Origin of the sequence: Desulfosporosinus sp. OT (genome assembly GCF_000224515.1) — a bacterium.
GTDB lineage: Bacteria > Bacillota > Desulfitobacteriia > Desulfitobacteriales > Desulfitobacteriaceae > Desulfosporosinus.
The window spans coordinates 12399-34019 of record NZ_AGAF01000255.1; the positions used below are offsets into that span (position 1 = coordinate 12399).

A 21621-nucleotide genomic window follows, 5' to 3' on the forward strand; every position below is an offset into this window, starting at 1 on the left:
ATCACCCTTTCCTGAATAATTTTGCTTGGTAAGTGTATTTTCTTCTTCTTATTTGTGGATCGTCGTCTCGTAGTGACAGCTTGGTATCCAGATAAAAAGTGACCGCTATATTTCCAGTGGCCAGAGTTCTTTTGCTTAGGCCGTAATTCACTTCGGCCATAAGGGTTTCTAACGCTGTTGTGTCTTTATCTATGTCCCACCCATCGATATCAACGACAACCGTTTCCATTGATTCCCCATCATCGATGACGTTTGGCAGGTCATATACAAGATAAGGAAAAGTGGCAGTTTCGGGGACGGACTCGGAATGGTAGACGTTCGGATAAATTGATTTCAGATATACGTTTAGAACTGTTCTTAGCTCAATCATTCCTCATCGTCACCATCCCCATAAAAAGCATTTCCATCAAGATCAATTAGGCCCAATGCTACGTTCTCCGACTCAATCGCGCTTAGGTATTTTCCTTGAACGCGCCTGATATCGTCGATGTTATCCATGACTGTTCCCCTTAGGATATTCCTAGCCGGTTGACCTTTGGTTCCTAGCTCTTGCAGTACGCCATACCAGGTGTCGTGTTTAAAGCCGATTTGCAAGTCTGTCTCTCGCTTCCTTACCCAGTATTGAGTCGAGGAGTAAGGGCGTTTGGATCTCTTCATTCCAGGAAGTTTCCTGAGCTTTGCAACCATCTTCTTCCGGATCAGCTTGGCCGTGTCTCTCAGGGCAGCTCTTTGAAGTTCAACTAGGAGATACTTAGTACGGTCTACATTAGATGTGAACTGTACTCCATCGCGAGTTATTTTTGTTACTGAGCGCGGTAGAGGCATTACATCACCCCATTTACAAGGCCGCTGCAAATCAATTCAAGGTTCTCGAAGTCCTCTATCCCCTTGGATTTCTTTGGACTGTAAGATCGGTCAACCTTATACTTTTTTCCTTCAAACTCAACTTCCTTCTGGCCATCATACTCGAACTTATTGACTACAAAAACAATCTCTGGCTTGAGTCCGCTTGCCGCAGCAGAGTAATGTTCTGATCGTGTGACTGATTGGACATCACATAATACGACTGTCGTTGCTTCGACCGGGACGCTATCACCAATATCATTCGTGATGTATGTTGTCGCTCCGATCAAGGTTAACTCGTAATCATACGTCATCAGCAACACCGCCCGCATGAAGCACCAAATTGTGAAGTCTGTATTGCAAGTGCCTTGGCATTCCAGTATCACTATCTCGGCTTTGATATCTCCATGTCGCGTAATCAACGACAAAAATTAATTGATAAGGATTGGCACCGTCAAGCACCAATCCTTTTTCATCTTCAAGTTCTGTGATTACCCCATTGATTATGGCGAGTAGATAGGTATCGCGAACCGTTGACCTAATGCCCAGTCGCTCCTTAACCAAGGCCATTACTATTGCGGCATCCATCTCTCAGATCCCCCTAACTACCAGATTTGTCAATCTCGGATTGAGCCGCAATAGCCGTATCCTTTCCTTTGACTTTTTCGCCGTTGGATAATTCATAACTTCCCCCACCAACATGCTTAGGCCACTCAGGGCTACCGTCAACTTCGAGAATGGTCCCCAATCCTGCTCCATTCAGTTGATCAATCTTCTCGACTGATAGCTCAACTATTTCGCCAGGCTTGAATTCCTGATCAAAACCGACAAAATACCTTTTAACTGTAGCTTTCAATTACTTTCCTCCTAGCTAATGGTATAAGTCGCACTCAACACGGCAGAATCGGTCATGCCGGTCTTAATGGCAATTGCCTTAATGGTAGCGGTAGCCGCGACAGCGATAGGACCGTTGTATTTAGTCTTGCTTGCAGTTGGTGCGCTACCATCTACGGTGTAGTAGATGTCTGCTCCTTGGGTATCACATGTCAGAGATACGCTTTGTGCCCCAGTATAAGATCCAGCAATCGGCAAGGCCTTGGGGGTCGCTACAGTGTTGGCGGCATCAGCGGAAAATGCCAAACTAGTCGTTGGGTCAACATTATTGATGTTTACAACTACGAAACCTTCTCCAAAAATAGGTTTTCCATCATAACGCGCAGTTCCCTTAAACACCGTTTGATCTTCTATGAACTTAACTTGATCTGACATTGCAAGTTGCGCCCCTGATCGTTCGGCAAGAAGATAAAGTGATTCAAAGCCGCCAACGATATCGTTGTCAGGAATAAACGGAAGCTCGATAATATCACCGCCCTCAACAGGCATCGTGTTATTCATGCCAGCAACAAGTGCCCCTGCCGCATTGAACGTTAATGCTTGTGCCATTAGCTTAATTTTCGTCTGCCGATTCATGCACCAGAACGTTCCGCCGGAAGCGTAATTAGGAACGGCAACTGCAAGGTTTTGGATAAGATTCGCAAAGAATACTTCTGCGGTCATTCCGCTGGGATTAATTTTTAAGACATGAGTTACGTGGAGGTCTGTCCATGCTGGACCTTTATCATCCCAGTTAGAAGGCTGAGATGTCTGAGCTAAGCGTGTTACTGAACCGATCGGCATCTTCGTTCCAGTACCATAAAGAATTGCCTTATCTACGGCATACCCAATGGCCTGACCGAGATAATCCATTATTTCGCTAATTAGATTAATGTCAGAATCCTCAAGCGTTGAATTTGCAATAGGAATAAATCCACCCACTTTGTATCCATCAACTTCAATTTGGGTGAATGATAGTGCTAATTCATTCAGCGATGCTACAGCTTCAGTCCAAACACCTTCCGGTATTGCTCCTGCGATCGTTTGACGCGCCTTGCCTGATACTGTTCTAACCCTAACCCTTGATATCAGTTTGCTATACCGATAAAGATTATCCCTGAGTAATTCAAGCATTACATCAGGGATCATTAACTCCGAACCAGACACCGAACGTTTTTGACCCTTAAAATCACGCACGCGGATTAAGAAATCCTTAATATCTTCCCTAGCAATAAAGGCATCACGCTGTTCAATGGCAAGATCTTTGAAGAATTTGTTTCTGTTGTTTTTCACTCTAACTTCGCCTCCAATTTCTTTTTTTCTTTCTGATCCCTGGGTTGGCGGAGTAGCCTTGGAACGATTATCTATTTCGTCCAGCTCCGCTTGAAGGGTTTGTATTTCGCCCTCTAAGGTTGACTTAGCCTCGTCATTTTCGGTTTGCTCAGTAGTAAGGGTAGCCTGGTCAGATTCAAAGGCGGCAACCGCTTCATCAACTGCAGTTTGTTCCTCCTCTGTGGATGTCTCAGTAATTTCATTGACTGCAGCTTCTAGCTCAGCTTCACGGGTTTTCATTGCCTCAGATCTAGTTGTAAACTCTGCATCCTTGGCACGCAATTCTTCAAGCTTACTCTTAAGCCCATTTATGCGCTTGATTAACATCAATTGTTTTAGTGCCATTTCTGTAACCTCTCTCTCGTTTTTGATTGCCACGCTTGAACTTGGCGAGTTTTTATTTGGTCATAATCCTTTTTACGGGCTGCAATGGATGTATCTTCATAAGCAGGAAAGGTAACTACTGACACTTCGTAAAGTTTTACTCTCTTTACGGTCCAATGGACTGTTCCGTCTTCGCGCCATTCCGTTTCTTCTTCTAGGATGTCGAACCCAAACGAGCATTGATCTACATCCCCGCGTTCTACTCTTGCATAAAGATTCATAGCATCTTGGTCGGATTGGTTCATCTTTACGTGTCCCCAAAGACCTCTAGCGTCTACCTTAAGCTCAAGCGTTGCGGCCTTATTGCGTCCAATAACTAATCTTGTTTCATGGTCGATTAGTGCGCGTATATCATCAGCAAGAGCACCGTCAAAAGCATGAGCATCAACACTTTCCGTTGCCCCAGGCCATAGCTCATAAACTCCTCCAAATGTCGCAAAGTATCCTTCGATGAACTTTTCCCCATTGTCTTCTGCGGCCCTGAATTGAGTCGGCAAGCTTCGGGCTTGTCTAATTTTACGATCCATTTCCATCACCTCCATTCAGTTTCTTTTGTTGTCCGAGCATATCCGCCGGAACATAGTTTTCAAGCGCAAGGAGTTCTTCCATATCGCTCTCCGGAGACATCCCGATCCACTCCCTCCACTCGTTACGCCTCATTGCCATACGGTCAACCATCGCGCTTCCTGCCCCGATGATCTCGGTTAGGCTGTAAGAGTATAGACTGCGCGGATTAAATCTCCAATACAAATCCGGAGAATAAAGTAACTTACGAGTTAATTCCTGCTCGATAACCTTTGCCTTCGACATTATCTGGGTGCCAATGAAGTTGTTGAATTCCTCCTTGTTGAAATTACCAACACCAACTAAAAAAGGCGGCATGGTAAAAATACCTGCTACCGTCCTTTTATCAATTTCTAGATTTTTGGCTAAGGCTAGGTCATTGAGTGTCAATGGCTTGACCTCTTTGACATCAAATAAATCCGCCGGGATAAACCACGGCCTACCATTTTCAGAGCTATCAAGATATTGCTCAGAAAGTTTTTTACGACCCTCTTTGCTTGCAAACTCCTCTGTCAATCCATCGACCTTTACTATGATCGAAGGGGCTGGACTTTCCATAAGAGATTGCTTTGTTACTCCAGCTTGCTTAAGACCCTTAAGCACATCCTTGAGGACTGCCCTGTATCCTGTCCCGATCCACGGCCTTTCCGGATCTGGATTGATGACAAAATGCAGGACCTCATCCGGGCTAAAAGTTGTGTCGCCATATCTGATTGCATAGCCGGTTGGAGTATCAATAAATATTGCCCTTGAAGGTTTAAACGGTTCAAGGTTGTCGAGATATCCATCCTTGTCGTAGCGTGGATATGTTACTTGATTACCATTACCGGGCAGCATTAAAGTCCATACAAGATTGTAAATAAACGTTTTGCTGGTCATAAGTTTATTCGGATTAATGTCCAGCTTTCTTGATAGCTCATTTCTTATCCTGACATCTCCTTTGTCCGTATTCTGCATCAGATAGAGCGTCATACTGCTTATGAGGTCAGCATATATGTGCACGCACATCTTAACCTCTGGGCAATCTGACAACTTAGTATATTGGCCGGATGTCAGGACATTAAAGGCATCAATCGAGCATAGCCACGAGGTATCACTTCGCTTCTGTGTTGGTGCCGCTCTCGTTTGTGTTTGGTTTCTTTTTCTGCTCAGTCTAACCACCCCGCCGCTTTCGAAGATTTTTCAAGGTCCTCTAACATCTGAACTGTTGCAAACACGTCCGCGTCAAAGATATCAATGCGCTGTGTGCCACCATCGCCATCTACCTTTTCGTATTGGATCATATCATCAGTCTTTTCTATGGCCCGAACATTTTGAACGCAATATTCATAGGCTTGAGAATGCAGATAATAAAAATTTCCATCCTTCGCTGACTTCTCAATATGTCTGAACCCTTCCGACTTTTTATAAAAGTATTGGGGTTGATCGACAATTTTAAATCCAGCTTTTTTCATTCCCATGAAGAATTTCTTACCGAACTTTTTATCAAAGCCGGTCAGCTTAACCTTGAATCCCATAGTTCTCATTTTAATAAACCAATTGACAATATCGTCGTAATTAATGGTTGGTGTGTTGCACATATCCAACCAGCCGTCATCTTTCCAACCGAAGAGAGGAATACCATCCTCATCAGCCTTGCTATGCGCAGCGACAATAGGAAACCATGCGTGAGTAATCGCAATGTCAACGCCTTTGTATTGACCGTGAAGCGCAGCCGCTGTAAGGTCGTGCATCTTAGATAGGTCAGCCCCCCCATACCAATTGATAGGAAACCTCGCTAGTTCCTCAATGGTCCAGTTGTATTTCTTATCCGACGCCTGGAATTCTTCGATATTGAAATAGGCTCGCATTGCAGCCGTGTAAATATTTAAAGACTTAGCTAAGAAATCCTTTCTCTGTTGCGGATCGTTCTGCGCTTGCAGTGCGTCATTCATTATGTCATCTGGGCGGATGCTTACGCCATAGGCCGGGTTGGCCATTTCATGGATACGCGGATCCGTGTAATCAGTTTCACCTTCGTCGTCCTGGTCGGCCTTGCAAATAAAGACAAACTCAGCTTCAGCCGTGACGGTCTTATCTAGGATTTTTTTACAGTACATCAACCTTTGATAACAAAACGATGTCATGTCATCGCCGGCTGTGGTGATCCCGATCATAAGTTTATTTGTGTAGGCCTTCATTGCCTCTTTGATGATGTTGTATTGTTTTGGAGTTTTGTAAGCGTGGATCTCATCAGCTATACCAATGTTACAATTAAGCGAATCTTGCTTATCAGGATTGGCAGCTAGTGCTTGAAAGTAAAAAGAGCCATCTCCAATCTCACCTTGTATACTGTGTTCTTGATTATTGTCGATGACTCTGAAGTTTTCCTTTTCACCCATTTGTTCGAGATTAAAATTTATGAAATTAAAACTCTCTAGCGATTGTTTGAGCGCAGCTGCCACGACATAAATCTTTGAACCACTTAGCCTTTGGAGAAGCCCAATACCCCAAGCTAACGAGGCAGCAAAAGACGTTTTGATATTCTTCCGAGGTATATAAATGAAAACCTCTTTGAATCGCCTTATCTTCGTTCCTTTATGATAGAATCCCAAGATGTTATAGACGATGTATTTATGAAACGGTTCCAACAAAAAAGGCTCCCCGCGTAACGGAGTGCCATCTAATCTCTCACCTTGCATATGGACAAATGTTCTTTCGATAAGTAAAATGACAAACTCGGCGTCCTTGGGGTTGAAATCATAAGCTGGGTTTTGTAGGTCATCGAGGAATCTTTGACAACCTTGGATCTGTTCTTTACAAGCTACCTTTCGACCTTCAACTATGCTGTTGGCGTACTCAAGTACAAGGTCGAAGTTTTTATGTTTCACGCTGAAGATCACTTAATGCCTGGGCTAGTTTCGATTTGCCCTTTTTCTCTACAGCCGCCGTCCCTTTGGCTTTGGGGTTTAAGCATAGTCGATCTGAGTACGCCAATATATCTTTTCTCAGGCTTTCGAGGGTTGACACAATCGGAGATTTTTTATATCCACCATCAGCAGTCATTTCTTGAAACTTGTAATCTTCCAGCACAAATTTTCCAGTGATGATTTCGTATTGCTCAACAAGTTCAGCGTAGATGTCTATTATTGAATCGTACTCTTTTTTGTAAGTATCAAGGTTTTTCATTTCCCTGACAGTCTTTGACTTGATGGCCTTTTTTGTCCTTGCAGGCAACCTCTTCACCTCCTGAAAAAAGTTTTATGGAAGTTCGCTCTATTGGAAAAAGTTTCCCCCTCCGGTACCTAAGGGGTTAAAATTTTAAAGTCATAGGTGGGGGGTATACGCTGTGCAATCAGGTCCGTTTGCTAAATCAATCCCAATGACAACGTAGCCAGCTGGCGACAAGTGCCCACCGCATTCTTTACACCTTCGACCATCTACCCTTTGGTCGTTAGGTGAGACGATCTCTACCCAATCACACTCAAGGCATTCATACCTCAACCCTTTAGTCCTCATCATTTAAGCTCCCTTCGCCACGCCTACCAATCACCAGCGTACTTATCTATCCACTTAAGTCCAGTCTCGCCCATCCGCTTAACCCAAGACAACCCAAGGTCAGTTAGCTTCCGGCTATTTCGATCGTGCATCTTGTCATGGCACGAATCACAAAAGCTAATTAAATTAATACTCATCAGTGCTAGCGCTACCCAATAGACTAAACACCAAGTCAGCGGAATAATATGGTGTACTGTCGTTGCAGCTGTGGTCTTACCGTAACGCTTGCACTCTCGGCAAAGATACTCATCGCGCCTAAGTATTGATGGACGCTTACGCTTCCATTTGCCAGATTTATAAAAGCTCATTCTATTCTCACGCCCCGATTACTCCTCATCATCCGATCAAACGTCAGTCCTCTCGAACTCTCAGCATACAAATCATCAAGCATCCCGCGAACTAAACACTTTCCATTCCAATTCTTGCAATTACTGCAATTAGGACTTATGCCTGTTTCCTTCGGAGTAAAACCAACACATTCAAAAGCTGGCTTAGGCAACTTGATCACCGCCTTAGTATGACGTTAACAAAACGTATAACCGATTATCTTGATACCTTTAGCGTGCTTGTGCTCGAGGTTATCATCGTAAGTTGCCTTGTAGTATTCAAGTTTCTTCTCTAGGTTCTCAACAGGATTTATAATCATCTCAGGCATTTCAAATCCGGGCATTTCGATTAACACACCCAGACTTTGTTTTGTTTTTATCGCCGTCTTTATGACAAACTCTAATTCACTTATTTTCTCTAATTCCATCTTTTACACCGCCTTTACTCAACAAAAAGAAAGGAGCCCGAAGACTCCTGTTAGAAGGAAAGCACTCCTACATATAGGTGGCAATCGTATGACAAAACTAGAACATTTCCAGTTGAATATCTTGCTTAAATACAATTCCTCGGTCAGTTAGATCCTCAACCATATCGCCAATCTTTTCCTCTGCCCGTTTTACTAACGTCTGTACTGTGCTCTTTTGTATCCCCATGATCCACGCAACTTCTCCAAAAGAGTATCCATCGGCACGTACTAGCGCATATGCTTCCTTCTCCTTCATCGTTAAATCCCTCATTGCAATTTTTAGATCCTTTATAGCGCTTTGTATTCTGTCACTAACCTCTGATGGCTGACGTTGCAGTGCAGCTGCCCGAACAAAAGCCTCATCCTGAGGATCTACTGGTATTTCCCTTTGTAGGCTACTCCTTCTGGTTATCCCTCGCCTGTTATCAGGATGCTTACCCATCTCCATGTACTTTATCGAGAAACTCAAGCTATCTGAACAGCTTGCTAGAAGTGATTTATCTTCAGTATTGGTGGCCTCTGTTTTTGCTCTGTTAATACGTCTTAGGGTAATGTGATACTCCTTAATCAGCTGTTTCACCATTGGCCACCCCTTTCGAATTAAGTCACCCCTTTATTCACAGCTTGTCCACAACATTATCCACAAGCTTTAATGCTTTTACTAAGAACGTCCCACCTGCAGATATCATACTTCGGATATTTACACTTATCCTTTTCATCACAAGTTGGGCATTGGCAAGCTTGTCCCTTACACTTTCGGCATTCACACAACCTTAAGCACCTCGATCCTCTTCAACTCAATCTCTCTAGCCATAAACCAATTGAATATAGTCTGCATGATATATCTCAACCTTCTCTCATCGATCGGCATAGCGTTTGATCTTTCCGAAACGAAGATAAGTTTGTTATCCTCTGTATTTTCCCCGGCATAATACTGACCGTTAAATACTAGAAGATGTTTCATGTTCGATTTCCTCCCGTTGTACCCGCCTAGCTATCGATGCTAAGAACTGCCAAGGCAGCTCTCCACCTTCTCTAACTGGAGCCGAAACTTTAATCATGCTTTGCCATTCGTCAAATACCTCGATTAGCCCAACTTCCTCTGGTATTTCTTCGGGTTTAATCAATCCCACCGGAGCCGCGAAGTAAAATTGATTGGAAAGTTGTAGGGCCTGTTCTCGCTTCTGAGGATTGTTAATTTCCCGCAAGAAATCACCACGACTCACTTTTATTTCGTAGGCTATACGCAGGAAGTTTTTGCTCGGATAGAGGTTGATTGCCCACGCATCAAGACGTTGTTCTGGATTTAGTCCTTTTTCAACATTCCGATAGCCTGTTCCAACTCTTAGTTCTCTAAAAAACGCCCATTCTCTTTCTTGATGCCTTTCTCTCAGAGCTTTGAGAATTGTTTTAGCGCTCATTTCTTTCATCGGTTTCCTCCTCTAGTTGCCTTGTCCGAATTTTTATGTTGTCACTCAAATCAGCCTCTCGCAAAGCCCAATTGATTCCACCTAACCCATTTGGAGCACAGTGATCGGAAATTCGAACCGCTTTTCCGTCTTTTCCTACCGCCCAACTTTCTGCGAGGATTGGGTGGTTATTCCGGCACGCTATGGCATCGGATTCTTTATTGTGCTGCTTCTGGCATGTCGGGCAACGGTACCACACTTTAATGCGTGCCATTTGTCCCAGCACCTACTCTTTCGGTTTCCATCCACTAAGATCATGGCATATATCACATGGATCGCTACCTAGCTCAGCAAGTGCATCCTCCGTCATAAAGGAATACCGACACTGTTTGCACTTTATTTCGTTTTGCAGTTCTTCTTCCGTGAAATCCCTTTCGGATCTTTTATTCTGGCTTATCGGCTTCCAGTCATTTTCCATCGACATGATAAACTTAATTGCCATAGCTGCTACCTGTACCGCTTCTGATCGCATGTTCTTAATATCGCGTTCGAATTTTTTCTTTTTCACTTCATCCCAAAGCTCATCCATTTCTTCTAAGATGATGGCGTAACCGTGATGTGGGCAAGTAAACAAAGGCTTTTTAGACATAGCCCTTTTAAGCTCTTCTAAGACATCTGATACGATTCTCGCGTCTTCACTAACGATCTCAAGATACATTTGTCTTCAATCCTCCTCCTAGATATTTCTCGATAACTTCCTTGGCTTCTATCCATCCGAAACAAACCTTCGAGCAATATCCTTGGCATTCCGTTTCCCATAACCACCATTCCTGGGCAGTGCTCAATTTTCCACCTTTTACTTTTAGCTCAATATATAGTCCATGATAACCGCCTCTGGCTACCGGCAGGAAGATATCGCTAACTCCTGCCAATGCTCCTTCTCGTTTCAATCGTGCTGCTTCCCTGGCGTTTCGCTTGCCTCCGTTTGGTATTGAGTGGAGTAGTGATAGTTCAGGGTGTTGATATAGCATTAGATTAGCCCACTGGAAAAGAGAGATTTGCTCATCGCTTTCGTTATGGTTCATTTCACTAATTTCATCTCCCGTTCGCCTTCGGCATCGTAAATCGTCATTTGATACTCGGCTTCCCTGACGGCTTCGGCAAACTTCTCTATCCCATGCTCCCAAAGCCCGTGCCGGTGGATGATATCCGAAAACTCTTCTACGTCATGTTCTCGAATGTGCCAGCTGTCAGGATCATCTTTATCTGCCCATTCCTTTTTGAGGATTCTGCCAGTGTTCGGATCGGTAATGACCATCCCAGTATTACGCTGGATGTGACACAACTCATGGTCGACAAGGGCTTTGAGTTTTTCCATCGGCCATCTCTCAAATGCCGGTTCGATGATGAAAATATGAAACGTCATTTTGGTTAAAAATCGCTCAAAGCTTGTGCATTTTTTGCACTTACCTGTCCAATCCACCCCCCCCGTCATCCCGGACATAGTACTCGAGGAGTTCCTTAGCATCCTTCAAATGGGGATGATGATCATCAATCAGCTCTTCGGCTATTTCTCGGATTCGTGGCGATTTTTCGTAACCCAAATCAGTTACCTCCTCCACTGGTTTTTCTCTTATCCATCCGATTCCACGCCTCTTCCCTTGATCTCGAGACCATAGCCAAAGCAAATACCCAAACCAAAACAATGCAGCCAACAGTTACGCTAACCACGAGATTTAAACTCTTTAACATCCCTCAAACACTCCGGAAAGCCGCGTCTGAAAATCTTTTTCGGCCTGAGCAATCGTCATTTTGTGAAGAATGGCAACGTCTGACTCAACAGATTTCCATAGGTCTTCGATAGATCGGACTTTTTCCACACCTGTCCACTTTGATTCCAGATGTTCAACTGCTTTGTCGAGTTCATCTCGACAGTTAACCGCGCACACTCCACAAAGTTCACCAATGCTTGGCGGATGAATAATTATGTCTCCGCATTGTTTGCAGAACGTAACGGAGGTAACTTCCTCTCCTGGCTCGTCCATGTTTCTACCGTTTCGTAGCTGCTCAACCCTATTGTTGATCTTAATTTGAGTTTCCTCGGATAAGGGTTCACTAACGATTTCTCGGCATTCATAGAGTTCATCCGAGTTTAAAATTAACGTTTTCCCAAACTCAACTTTTGGCAATTCCTGATTAGGAACGTCCGTGTGAAACTTCTCGATATCCTCCAGGGTTGGGGTATGATCAACCTGCTCTTGTTTCTCGACCATTCCAGCTTCCTCCCTTGATTTTTTAGACCTCAGCGATCTCATCAACCCATGAGCAGTCATGACAGCGACATGATACTTAATGGCAACATCCTTGTAGTTTCCAATTGCCTCAAATTGCTCAATGCTTGTGATCTCGGTCTTCATTCGCTTTGCGTTCGCTTTTTGATCAACCGTCGGCATATCCTCTTCCTCCTCATCAAGATATTTAACTTCTCCGGTGGTTTCGTAATGGGCAACGTTAAATTTCCGAGTTGTTTCGGAGTAAACGTGTGTAACCTCTCTTTTCGAATCCTTAAGAATTTTTCCGTAGGTTCTTGGGTTTGCGTGGCCCATACGCGGCATTTATATTCACCTCACAGGTAAAACTTTTCGTACTTGCTGGATGGTGCTTTATTATTTGGTTTTGGCGGTCCTTTAGTCTTTCCCTTATTGGCATAGTTCGTAAATGGATCGCTCTCAGTCTTAAACTTATCTAACCCTCGAACAAGGAAATCGCTTAATCCCCATTTGTAAGTCCAAAAGTAATTTGCGTTATCCCTGAGTATGATTTCATAGTTGTCGATCGCCGCAATAATTTCCTCGTCAGAATATCCCTCTTTGAGTCTTGCATTTATGTGGTTGGCTATTTTTTCAGTAAGAGTTTTGTGCGTGATAATTTTTTTTGAATTCCAATGCGAGAAGACTATATATATATCTTTCTTTAAGTTATCTTTACTTTCTTTCTTAGGGGAAGGATTGCTCCCCTGTTGAGGGGAAGAGTTGCTCCCCTCACAGGGGACGTTTTGCTCCCCTGGTGAACAATTGCTCCCCTGCTCAGGAGGGGACGTTTTGTTCCCCTGTTCAGGGGAACAAAACGTCCCCTCATCAATCCATGATTCATAGTCCTTATTGAATTTTAAGGTCCTTGATTCTGCCTTTGTGCTTTCCTTTGTAACCAAGAGGATATTACGATCAATGAGAACTTTTAGCTCTTTTTTGATAGACCTCCCGGAAATTCCGGTAGCATTAGCGATAAAAGTAATAGATAAATCATGCTCTTTTCTCTGAAATCCATAAGTGAATCTCCAAACGGTAAGAACAATTGAATACTGCGTTCCGTTTAGGTGAAGTCGTGCTATATTCTCCAGTAGTACATTTGCAATTCTGGTAAAATCGCCTGAGTCAATTTGTACATCTGCCACTTCTTCACCTTCTTCATTTAAAACAGTGTTGTCCCGATCGATTTCGCTGCAACTGGATTTATCCAAAGTACTTCTTCTCGCTCACGACCTCCTTCAGCAAAAGCTTTGAACGTTTTGCGTGTCCAATGTGTCAGCCTTGAATCATAAAGTTCGCAAGCATACCCACTAAGAAGTACTGGCCCAGGATGACTGTCTAGCGTCTCGAGTAATTCAATGTGGTCCTGATTGGTCATTTCATGTTTGTACATACGATTGTGTCTAGTTGATAACGGATAAGGAGGATCAGCGTAGATTAAAACATCGGGGTACCCATATCTCCTAATAACTTCAACTGCTGGTCGACACTCTATTTGTGCATCTTTTAGCCTTTGAGCGGCTAAGCAGATTCTGTTCGGAATGTTTTTCCATAAACTCGAGCTAGAATTCCCACAACCTTTTGTTTGTACATTGTGTTTCCACCCCCCATATCACTGGATCGCGATCCGTGACCCATGTTCATCCGGATTAATAATCGTCGAGCGTTTTCTATGGGGTCTTCCGACTGAAGGAAATAGTCCTTTTCCTTAGCTGAGGTTAAATAGGTTTCATACTCGAGGCGCGACCATGGAGTTAGCTCAACAACTCTGGCCAGTTCGTCAGGTTGCTCCCTGAGAACCTTAAAGAAATTCACAATATGGTTATCAACGTCGTTAATTGTCTCAACCTTGGCGGGATCTTTGGTGAAGAACACGGCACCGGATCCAAAGAATGGTTCGAGATAGGTATGGTGTATTGGCATATTTGCAACTATCCAATCGGCCATTCTCCATTTGGATCCGGGATATTTGAGGACAGGACCGATACTCAATGTAATTCCTCCTTAAAACAATGACATTTGCATTCTCAGCTTAGTCGGTTTCTTTATGCCGCATAGCTCAGGTAAATTTACTCTAACCAGAGCATTGGGAATCACTGGTGCTACAGCGTTGCCGCAACGGGCAACCTGAGCCGACTTAGGATAATATTTTCCGTAGTAATCCCTGTCAATTACATAGTCATGAGGGAAACTTTGTCCGTCGAATAATTCTCTCGGTATGAGCATTCTTAGCCCAATATCAGAAATAAAATAATAAATTCCATTAACGCAAAACAGTAAAATCTCATTATCAGCTAGGCTATAACCGCAGTAATCGTTCAATATAGTTCTAACCTTAGGCCAATGCCCTAAGTTCCTGAGATTATCCATTTTAGCTACGCTAACCGACACGATACCGAACCGATCTTTTGTGGTGACAGTCCTAAGTGGTTCGTTCATGGCTTGACCAAGATCGTCGTTATTTCCGTAGTAGGTCGTTAGGAATGCCCTTATCTCTCCGAAATGCCCGGCAAATGCCGTAACCGTGTGGAGCGGTTCTGTTATACTTTGGCCTATTCCCGTCTTATAAAACTTAGATAAAAATGGCGCGACTAATCCATAACGATTTGAGGTGTCAATCGTTAAGATAGGCTTACCGATAACCTGTCCGCGAGCATTCGCATCGTAACCGTGATATTGGGTGAGAAAAGGAGTGATAAGGCAATGCTCTGATTTCGTGACAATAGTTGTTAGTGGTTGACTAAGCTGATAACTTCGATCATCTTTACTAAATCCGTTTTGCCCAATCTGGACGATGAATGGCTCTGGATTATTAATAACGAATTTATGGATTCCCCGGCCTATCCGCCGCATAGTGGTTTTAACTAACGGTTTCTTGCGCTCGAAGATACTTGGGCATGGTTTTGACCAATCAATAATTTCTGCCGCAGTTCTCCATGGCTTCAGCTTCCCTGACTTAACCTCAGGACTGTTCGGATCTCCATGAGTTGGCTCGGGCCAAACAATGGGCAGCCCGTCACACCGTGCGATTAAGAAAAATCTTTTTCGACTCGTTGGGGCTTCGTAATCGCAGGTCCTGAGCTCTCGCCATTCAACCTGATATCCTTGACGCTCTAGCGCATGGACAAAAGCCTTGAATGTGCGTCCTTTTTGTTTGGGATCTGGCTTTCCGTTTACGAGTAGTGGCCCCCAGGTCTTAAACTCTTCTACATTTTCCAGCATGATCACTCGAGGCTTAACCGTAGCTGCCCAACGAACCGCTACCCATGCTAGACCTCGTATGTGTTTCTCAACTGGCTTTCCACCCTTGGCTTTACTAAAGTGCTTACAGTCAGGGCTAAACCATACCAATGCTACCGGGCGACCATTTGTTACTTTTCTCGGATCGACTTCCCAGACGGATTCGCAATAATGCAAGGTATCCGGATGATTGACTTTGTGCATGGCGATCGCGGCAGAATCATGATTGATTGCTATATCGACTGATCGTCCAATGGCCATTTCAATTCCAGTGCTTGCTCCGCCGCCTCCTGCGAAGTTATCGACGATGATCTCTAGTTGAGGATTCACTGCTGGCTTACCTCCGAAATCAAGCAAACAATTCAATTTGCTTATATCCTGAAACGTAATCTTTAGATTCTGGGTTTTTGAATTTCGTTTTAGATGCCCTCTTGCAACCTACTTTGACTAACCAATTTTCAACGTCAGCCATCAATTCTTCTTGCGTCTTATACCTATTGCGGCTCAATGAGATACTTCTGGCTGACGTTGGTAACGAAACGTACATGCTGTACAGACAGGCTTTTTGGCTCCATTCAATGTCAAATCTGATTTTTTCTCTTTCGGAATACGCTTTCTTGGTTGGTACACAAACATCCAAGTTGGCGTCAACTTCTTCGCGCCATTCTTTCGGACCATGATTAAGATCCTTCTCTTTATCCGTCTGATAAAAGGAGGATCCTCCAAGAATTACGGGGGATTTATAATCTTTATAGAATGAAAAGGTTGGCTTGCACCCATGGTCTTTTAGGAGTTGATGTACTTTTTGGAATTGCTTCTCGTATAGCGAATCTTTACTCATTTTGGTTCACAGGGCATTTCATCCCACGTCCGGCCATCTAATATGCGGCCAGCTTTCTTTTTGCCGACGCGGACCATCCATGCCTTAAATGGTTCGCCATCCACAAATGTTGCGGGAAGTTTAATGCTACCATGGCCTCCCTGAAACCATCCCCACTCTCCCCACTGCTTGAAAAAGAATGGTACATTTGCCGCCTTGCATTGATCTCTCAAACTTCGCACCCACGTTGGATGAACAGGCCGTGCACCTGGTCCGGATTCTCCACCGACGATTACCCAATCCAGGCATCTAAGTCCGTCAAGATCTTTAGTAGATAATGAATTTGGATTCAGGCCCTTTCCTCCCCAAACAGATAGCCATCTCAGGCTAATTGGCCCTAACATCGGCTCAATACTCACAAGTCTCACACTCGCCTGTGCCTGCAATAACAAAGGTATTCTCTCGTCGGCTGCAGCCTGGTTCTCCACCGATGTTCCAATCCAAGCGTTGTCAGGTATCTCAAACTCGTTGTATCGCTTAGGGTTTTTGGTCAGCAACAAGAATATATGCTGCGGGCATTCCTTGATCGTATCTAATATTTTCAGAATCCAATTATCAGACACCCATTCTCCAAAGAGGTCACCCATGTCCGAGACGAATATTCGTGATGGTTTCTTAATCCTTTCAGGCTCCTCGAGCCGTCTCTCGTGAAACATTGGTGCAAAACCATTGGGAAACGCCTTAGATCCAGCAAATCTTTTTGCTATTCGCTCCGCGAAACAATAGCTACAACCGTGAAGGCATCCCGTGACAGGATTCCACGTATAGTCACAATATGGAATTCCGTATTCTCCTTGCTTGTTCATTTAGGATCAATCCTCTCTAATTCAGAAGATTCTTTTTGCTTTATCTCCTTCAGTATCACAGGCAATGACTTATGGCATCCTGTTTCTAGGTCTATATGCTGATGAACTTCCTTCGGGAGCTTATAAAATATGTCCGATTCGTTAAACTCAATATAATTCAAACCCTCATCGGCAAAGCATTTTCCTGGATTTTCGTCGCTTATCCAAACTTGACCGCCATACGTTTTTGTTACATATGGAGTTATCCAGTCTTTCGCTATCTGTCGGAGGTATTTTGCTAGTGGTATCTTGATGATTATTGGACCTTTGCCAGCTCTTTTTTCACCCATCTAGCTCACCCTCTCTTCCTTACGGTTCAACCGGCCAATAATCGTACTCCGCGAAACATCATAAATCTTGGCTATTGCATAGTACGATAAACCTTCATCCCTTAGCTTTTGCATGTCTTCGGTGTCCCGAGGCGTAAAATAATTCCTAACCTTTTCAGGGGTGTCATTCTGCAATTTTTCAAAGGCGGTCTCGATATTACATTTAGCGAGGATCGCAACGGCCATGGCGTAATAGTTGAGCTTTACCTCGAGAGATTCTACTCCAGCCATCCAAAGTCCACCGCCTTTCTTTGCGGCTTATTTGTCCCTTTCGTTTGCTCAACCTGAATCTCTCGAATGAATTGACTCTCCACTTGCAGCTTCATTGGTCCGCCAGGATAAGTTTCTCTCTGCTCCGGACGTGTGAGGTATAACCGATCCTTTGCCCTAGTGATCGCGACATAGAACAGCCGACGTTCTTCCTCCAAGTCCTCAGTTCTCTTGCTGGGGAAAACACCTTGGTTCATTCCGATCACGAAGACCACCGTGAACTCAAGGCCCTTGGACGCGTGAACTGTCATTAGTTTGACCGCATCTACCTTTTCTTGGACTAGCTTTTCTTGAACGTCTTTCGTCTTTATCCATTTTAAGAAGGAATAGATTCCACCGGATTCCCCAAGTGACTCTTGAACATTTTGCCACTTCTCGACCTCGTGAAGCATAGTATCCATATCATCGTTCCGATTATTTAGTCCTAAATCGTAATAATGAAATCTAAGGTCAAGTTTCTGTATGGTTTCTTTAATAACTTCGAGTGCGGTTTCATTTTCTTCGGTAATTTCTTTGATTAATTTCAAAAGACTAAGGAATCGATTTTCTTTTTCTGTTACAAGATACATAGCCTCTGATAGACTGCGCCCAAGTTCTAATGCAACAAACTCTAGGTTTTGAATTTCGAGATCAGTAACCCTTGCTTCAGGGAAGTTGATCACCTTGCGAATATTCATGTCATCCATTGGATTCAGGGCAGTTTCGATAAAGGCAATGATCTTCCGGATATCATCTTTCTTGAAGACATCGTCTTGGCTCGAGATAATCAATGACGAAATATTTCGCTGATCCAGGACCTCTTTGATCTTTTGAAGCTGTCGATTCGTTCTGGCCAAAACTGCGATATCTGACCACGTTTCTGTCAACCTGTACTCCGCGCTTATCATGTCAGCAACATTCACTGCCTCGATACTTTCATCCGGCATAACTAAATAAGTAATATCCGCGCCATCACGATCAGTAACCAATTTCTTTTCTGTTTGACTTACATTGTGCTTAATCAGCGTATTAGATGCCAAGACAATCTGCTTGGTCGATCGATAATTGCGCTCGAGTTTGATCACTTCACAGCCAGGATATTTGTTCGGGAAATCGATGATATTTTGGACATTAGCCCCGCGGAACTGGTAAATCGACTGAGCGTCATCTCCGACAACAAAAAGATTATCCGGATTCAATAACTGAATGATTTCAAGTTGGATATCGTTAGTGTCTTGAAACTCGTCGACAAAAACGTAACGGTACCGACTTTGCAATGACATCTGAACTTGAGTAAAGGCAAGGGCTTCTTTTGTAAAAAATAACAGTCCATCAAGATCGACGGCATTATTCCTTTTTAAACGATAATAATATTCGCTTGCCACCCTAGATATTGTCGATTCATCCGGGAAGATAGTATAAAGATTGTCTAGCACATCCTGCATCTTAACCTTGTACCCCAATTCCTCAATACACGATTGGATAATCGCTCTCCGATCATCCTCGGTATAAATAGTGAAGTTCTTCTCTAGAGAAACCAAGTGCCCCCATTCCTTTAGAACCTGAACGCAAAAACTATGAAACGTTCCAATCGTCAACTTATACCCTTCGCTCGTTCCAACGAGCTTCATAACCCGTTCTTTCATTTCCTTAGCGGCCAAACGGGTGAACGTTAACGCCAGCATATTTCCGGTACCCACTCGCTTTTCTTGGTGAAGGTAGGCCATCCGGTGGGTAAGGACCCGGGTTTTTCCGGATCCTGCCCCAGCTAGGTTGAGAATTATTGAACTGTCAGATGTCACTGCCTGTAGCTGTTGCTCGTTTAGACTATCTAAGAGGCTAGGCACTTTGCTCCACCTCCTCGAATGCAATCTCTCCAAGGTCAGTTACTCCCCAGCCGTTAAGTTCCGGAAGCAATGTTCTAACTTCCTCGCCGTCGATCCACTTCGTTTCGTACAAATCCACGACTCCAGAGAGTATGATGTTGTCAATTTTACCCGAGAGCTTGTCCATGCCAGCTAGGGCCTTTCGGAAGTTCACTCGGTCAAGGTTCTCTATGTTGTCGATGGCCAGTACCTTCAGTGGTGGATTTGATCGCTCTAAGAAAGTTACCAGCATCGCAATAAGTAGCAGTAGCTGTTGCCCGGTGCTGAGGGCATCAAAGTTGCGTTTGTCGCCTATTTCATTTTCCCAGCCGAATTGAAATACTTCTTTGCCAGTATCCGATTCAGTAGAAAAATAGAAATCATTGTGTAGTCCTATTAATTTGAGGTTTGTCTGAATATCAGATCGTATCGGCTCAAGTATCCCTTTTACCAGCTCACCTTGTAGCCCTTTGGGTCCTAGAGCTTCGGCCAGATCCTTTACGCATTGAGCATTGTATGTTGCAGTCTTAGAATCAATCATCGTGGACTTAAGGCTGCTTAACGTGATCTTAGCTTTCTCCTGCCCCTCAAGCTTGACCTTAAGTTCCTTGATCTGTGTCCTGCGACCCTCGCTTTGCTTCTCAAGGATATCCAGAGGGGCAATCACTTCAGTAGGCAGATTTCTAAGCCTGGTCAATTCCTCTTTGTACATCTTTAGCTGATCACTGATTCGCGCTGCAGCATTTACCTCGTCTGCCTTTTTCTTTTCTAGGCCGGCAATCGATTTTCTGATTTCCTCGTTCGCCTGATTGAGGTCCGTTTGTTTTTTATGCGTTTCTGTGCGCTGCGCATCAATGTTAGCTTTATTCTCCTCAAGAACTTCAATCCGCGCCCTGACTTCCTTTAATGCAGACTGCTGATAGACTTCCTTTTGCTCCAGCGCGACTAATTGTTGACTAAAAACCGTCGCTGCCTTACTAAAATCCTTGTCGCATCCAATCTTAGGATGTATAACGCAAACCCTAGCGGTACCATTTTTCTTCGACTGCTCATCGATTTGTTTCAAAGTAGACTCAAGCATTGATTTCTCGGCTTTGGTTGTGGACAGTGCGTCATATGCGGCCCGTTCCTGCTCCCTAGCTTCTTTTAACTGATTGCTTAAAGATTGCAGTTCTTGATCAAGCCTAACAAACTCTGCTTTAAAATCCTGCTGCTTTATCTTCCCCTGACGATCCGCAATCATCGAATCATAATTTACTGCAGCCGGCTCAGATTGACTCTTGGTCAGTGTTTCAATCATGATCCCAAGTTCGCTGATCTTAACAAGGCGCTGATCAATTGCGCGTTTACGTTCCCGGTCCTTGGCAAGTTGGCTTTCGCTATCGATAAGTTGTTGCTGCAGCTGCTCTAATTCTGCCTTGTGCTGCACAATATTTCGGTCAGTCTCTGCTAATTGGTTTTTCATGTCGGCCAACTTCTTGACCGCACCAACTGCATTCTTCTTTTCGTCGTTCCAGTGGGTTTGTTTAGCCTTGGACCATTCGATCATCGACTGTAACCCAGCCTGAATGTCATCATTCTCGGGATATTCCTTCATGGCGTCCGCTATTAATCCACTCATAATTTTGTATTGATCAGGATTATTTACTTCAAGATCCAAAGTCAGGAGTTTGGATCTTATGTGGCTCTCAACTTTTGTGCGATCCCATAGATCGGTTTTAATAGCCGATAATCCGTATATAAAGTCCCTGCGTTTGGCATCTGACAGGGAGAGGAACTCATTGAAATCCAGCATCACAGGGAAGTTTCCAACCTCGACGGCAATTCTTGCTTCTTTATCCGCTGCCTTCTTTTCTCCCCGACTTGGAGATAAATCAATCCCTTGAGAAACCGTAATGTTATTGGACCCGTCCTTACCGCTCTTCTCAGATCTTGTGTAAGTGCGGGTAAAGGTGAGATCATCAGTCACTAAACCAACTGACATCGTATCCGCACTAGCGAGCTTAAACGTTTCTGCAGGAAGCTTCCCCTTACCAGGCACATAACCAAGGAGGGCAATCCCGATAGCCTGTAATCGAGTTGTCTTGCCCTTGCCATTGGGACCGACGAAGATGTCTTTACCAGTGAGTTTTTGGGACTCCATTTGCCCCTTGAAGTTGCGCATGGTTA

General features: G+C 44.0%; 33 protein-coding genes. All 33 read right to left on the reverse strand.

What is annotated here, in order from left to right; genetic code table 11:
- Window position 1 precedes the first annotated feature (1 nt).
- Window positions 2-370: a DUF3168 domain-containing protein gene (locus tag DOT_RS24525; RefSeq protein ID WP_040413427.1), complete on the reverse strand. Its 369-nt coding sequence runs from the start codon at window positions 368-370 to the stop codon at window positions 2-4.
- Window positions 367-825, reverse strand: coding sequence for an HK97-gp10 family putative phage morphogenesis protein (locus tag DOT_RS24530; protein ID WP_040413428.1), 459 nt, complete (start codon window positions 823-825; stop codon window positions 367-369). Before DOT_RS24530 ends, DOT_RS24525 begins: the two co-directional genes overlap by 4 nt.
- Window positions 825-1157 (reverse strand): phage head closure protein, encoded by a 333-nt coding sequence (locus tag DOT_RS24535; RefSeq protein WP_009624268.1) that lies wholly within the window; start codon window positions 1155-1157, stop codon window positions 825-827. Before DOT_RS24535 ends, DOT_RS24530 begins: the two co-directional genes overlap by 1 nt.
- Complete coding sequence (locus DOT_RS24540) at window positions 1147-1431, reverse strand: hypothetical protein (protein WP_009624269.1); 285 nt, start codon at window positions 1429-1431, stop codon at window positions 1147-1149. Before DOT_RS24540 ends, DOT_RS24535 begins: the two co-directional genes overlap by 11 nt.
- Before the next feature lie 13 nt (window positions 1432-1444).
- Complete coding sequence (locus DOT_RS24545; RefSeq protein WP_009624270.1) at window positions 1445-1699, reverse strand: hypothetical protein; 255 nt, start codon at window positions 1697-1699, stop codon at window positions 1445-1447.
- 11 nt (window positions 1700-1710) lie between these two features.
- Complete coding sequence (locus DOT_RS31280) at window positions 1711-3393, reverse strand: phage major capsid protein (RefSeq protein ID WP_009624271.1); 1683 nt, start codon at window positions 3391-3393, stop codon at window positions 1711-1713.
- Window positions 3384-3959, reverse strand: a complete 576-nt coding sequence (locus DOT_RS24555) for an HK97 family phage prohead protease (RefSeq protein ID WP_009624272.1) — start codon at window positions 3957-3959, stop codon at window positions 3384-3386. The genes DOT_RS31280 and DOT_RS24555 overlap by 10 nt, the downstream gene beginning before the upstream one ends.
- On the reverse strand, window positions 3949-5157 hold the full coding sequence (locus tag DOT_RS24560) for a phage portal protein (protein WP_009624273.1): 1209 nt from the start codon (window positions 5155-5157) through the stop codon (window positions 3949-3951). The genes DOT_RS24555 and DOT_RS24560 overlap by 11 nt, the downstream gene beginning before the upstream one ends.
- Window positions 5145-6866 (reverse strand): terminase large subunit, encoded by a 1722-nt coding sequence (locus tag DOT_RS24565; RefSeq protein ID WP_009624274.1) that lies wholly within the window; start codon window positions 6864-6866, stop codon window positions 5145-5147. Before DOT_RS24565 ends, DOT_RS24560 begins: the two co-directional genes overlap by 13 nt.
- Entirely contained in the window at window positions 6856-7212 is a 357-nt protein-coding gene (locus DOT_RS24570) for a P27 family phage terminase small subunit (RefSeq protein WP_009624275.1), read from the reverse strand. Before DOT_RS24570 ends, DOT_RS24565 begins: the two co-directional genes overlap by 11 nt.
- A gap of 90 nt (window positions 7213-7302) precedes the next feature.
- The gene (locus tag DOT_RS30015; RefSeq protein ID WP_139024295.1) at window positions 7303-7497 is read right to left on the reverse strand and encodes a hypothetical protein; all 195 of its coding nucleotides are present in this window, start codon (window positions 7495-7497) and stop codon (window positions 7303-7305) included.
- 20 nt (window positions 7498-7517) lie between these two features.
- The gene (locus tag DOT_RS24575) at window positions 7518-7841 is read right to left on the reverse strand and encodes an HNH endonuclease (RefSeq protein WP_009624276.1); all 324 of its coding nucleotides are present in this window, start codon (window positions 7839-7841) and stop codon (window positions 7518-7520) included.
- Window positions 7842-8056: 215 nt separating this feature from the next.
- Complete coding sequence (locus tag DOT_RS24585; protein ID WP_009624279.1) at window positions 8057-8287, reverse strand: hypothetical protein; 231 nt, start codon at window positions 8285-8287, stop codon at window positions 8057-8059.
- A 97-nt stretch (window positions 8288-8384) separates the two neighbouring features.
- A complete protein-coding gene (locus tag DOT_RS24590) occupies window positions 8385-8909 on the reverse strand; it encodes a sigma factor-like helix-turn-helix DNA-binding protein (RefSeq protein ID WP_009624280.1) in 525 nt (174 codons plus the stop codon).
- Between the two features lie 34 nt (window positions 8910-8943).
- Complete coding sequence (locus tag DOT_RS30845) at window positions 8944-9093, reverse strand: hypothetical protein (protein ID WP_009624281.1); 150 nt, start codon at window positions 9091-9093, stop codon at window positions 8944-8946.
- Complete coding sequence (locus tag DOT_RS24595) at window positions 9090-9290, reverse strand: hypothetical protein (protein WP_009624282.1); 201 nt, start codon at window positions 9288-9290, stop codon at window positions 9090-9092. Before DOT_RS24595 ends, DOT_RS30845 begins: the two co-directional genes overlap by 4 nt.
- On the reverse strand, window positions 9268-9756 hold the full coding sequence (locus DOT_RS24600; RefSeq protein WP_009624283.1) for a hypothetical protein: 489 nt from the start codon (window positions 9754-9756) through the stop codon (window positions 9268-9270). The genes DOT_RS24595 and DOT_RS24600 overlap by 23 nt, the downstream gene beginning before the upstream one ends.
- Window positions 9737-10009 (reverse strand): hypothetical protein, encoded by a 273-nt coding sequence (locus DOT_RS24605; RefSeq protein ID WP_009624284.1) that lies wholly within the window; start codon window positions 10007-10009, stop codon window positions 9737-9739. The genes DOT_RS24600 and DOT_RS24605 overlap by 20 nt, the downstream gene beginning before the upstream one ends.
- Window positions 10010-10021: 12 nt before the next feature.
- Window positions 10022-10453 (reverse strand): hypothetical protein, encoded by a 432-nt coding sequence (locus DOT_RS24610; protein WP_009624285.1) that lies wholly within the window; start codon window positions 10451-10453, stop codon window positions 10022-10024.
- Complete coding sequence (locus tag DOT_RS24615; protein WP_040413429.1) at window positions 10443-10820, reverse strand: VRR-NUC domain-containing protein; 378 nt, start codon at window positions 10818-10820, stop codon at window positions 10443-10445. The genes DOT_RS24610 and DOT_RS24615 overlap by 11 nt, the downstream gene beginning before the upstream one ends.
- On the reverse strand, window positions 10817-11218 hold the full coding sequence (locus DOT_RS24620) for a putative metallopeptidase (RefSeq protein WP_202798721.1): 402 nt from the start codon (window positions 11216-11218) through the stop codon (window positions 10817-10819). Before DOT_RS24620 ends, DOT_RS24615 begins: the two co-directional genes overlap by 4 nt.
- A complete protein-coding gene (locus DOT_RS31285; RefSeq protein ID WP_009624289.1) occupies window positions 11202-11339 on the reverse strand; it encodes a putative metallopeptidase in 138 nt (45 codons plus the stop codon). The genes DOT_RS24620 and DOT_RS31285 overlap by 17 nt, the downstream gene beginning before the upstream one ends.
- 141 nt (window positions 11340-11480) lie before the next feature.
- Window positions 11481-12350 (reverse strand): hypothetical protein, encoded by an 870-nt coding sequence (locus DOT_RS24625; RefSeq protein WP_009624291.1) that lies wholly within the window; start codon window positions 12348-12350, stop codon window positions 11481-11483.
- A gap of 11 nt (window positions 12351-12361) precedes the next feature.
- Window positions 12362-13255: a replication protein gene (locus DOT_RS24630; RefSeq protein WP_083824288.1), complete on the reverse strand. Its 894-nt coding sequence runs from the start codon at window positions 13253-13255 to the stop codon at window positions 12362-12364.
- Window positions 13207-13587, reverse strand: a complete 381-nt coding sequence (locus DOT_RS32560) for a DNA adenine methylase (protein WP_348982172.1) — start codon at window positions 13585-13587, stop codon at window positions 13207-13209. The genes DOT_RS24630 and DOT_RS32560 overlap by 49 nt, the downstream gene beginning before the upstream one ends.
- A complete protein-coding gene (locus DOT_RS32565) occupies window positions 13566-14036 on the reverse strand; it encodes a DNA adenine methylase (RefSeq protein ID WP_009624294.1) in 471 nt (156 codons plus the stop codon). Before DOT_RS32565 ends, DOT_RS32560 begins: the two co-directional genes overlap by 22 nt.
- Before the next feature lie 12 nt (window positions 14037-14048).
- Window positions 14049-15614: a DNA cytosine methyltransferase gene (locus tag DOT_RS24640; protein WP_009624300.1), complete on the reverse strand. Its 1566-nt coding sequence runs from the start codon at window positions 15612-15614 to the stop codon at window positions 14049-14051.
- A 19-nt stretch (window positions 15615-15633) separates the two neighbouring features.
- Entirely contained in the window at window positions 15634-16125 is a 492-nt protein-coding gene (locus tag DOT_RS24645) for a hypothetical protein (protein ID WP_009624301.1), read from the reverse strand.
- The gene (locus DOT_RS24650; protein WP_009624302.1) at window positions 16122-16970 is read right to left on the reverse strand and encodes a phage Gp37/Gp68 family protein; all 849 of its coding nucleotides are present in this window, start codon (window positions 16968-16970) and stop codon (window positions 16122-16124) included. The genes DOT_RS24645 and DOT_RS24650 overlap by 4 nt, the downstream gene beginning before the upstream one ends.
- Window positions 16967-17299, reverse strand: a complete 333-nt coding sequence (locus tag DOT_RS24655; RefSeq protein WP_009624303.1) for a hypothetical protein — start codon at window positions 17297-17299, stop codon at window positions 16967-16969. The genes DOT_RS24650 and DOT_RS24655 overlap by 4 nt, the downstream gene beginning before the upstream one ends.
- Window positions 17300-17569 carry a hypothetical protein gene (locus tag DOT_RS24660; protein WP_009624304.1) on the reverse strand — a complete coding sequence of 90 codons (270 nt, stop codon included), beginning with the start codon at window positions 17567-17569 and terminating at the stop codon, window positions 17300-17302.
- Window positions 17557-19434, reverse strand: coding sequence for an ATP-dependent helicase (locus DOT_RS24665; RefSeq protein WP_009624305.1), 1878 nt, complete (start codon window positions 19432-19434; stop codon window positions 17557-17559). The genes DOT_RS24660 and DOT_RS24665 overlap by 13 nt, the downstream gene beginning before the upstream one ends.
- The gene (locus DOT_RS24670) at window positions 19427-21616 is read right to left on the reverse strand and encodes an AAA family ATPase (protein ID WP_242833911.1); all 2190 of its coding nucleotides are present in this window, start codon (window positions 21614-21616) and stop codon (window positions 19427-19429) included. The genes DOT_RS24665 and DOT_RS24670 overlap by 8 nt, the downstream gene beginning before the upstream one ends.
- Window positions 21617-21621: the final 5 nt, after the last annotated feature.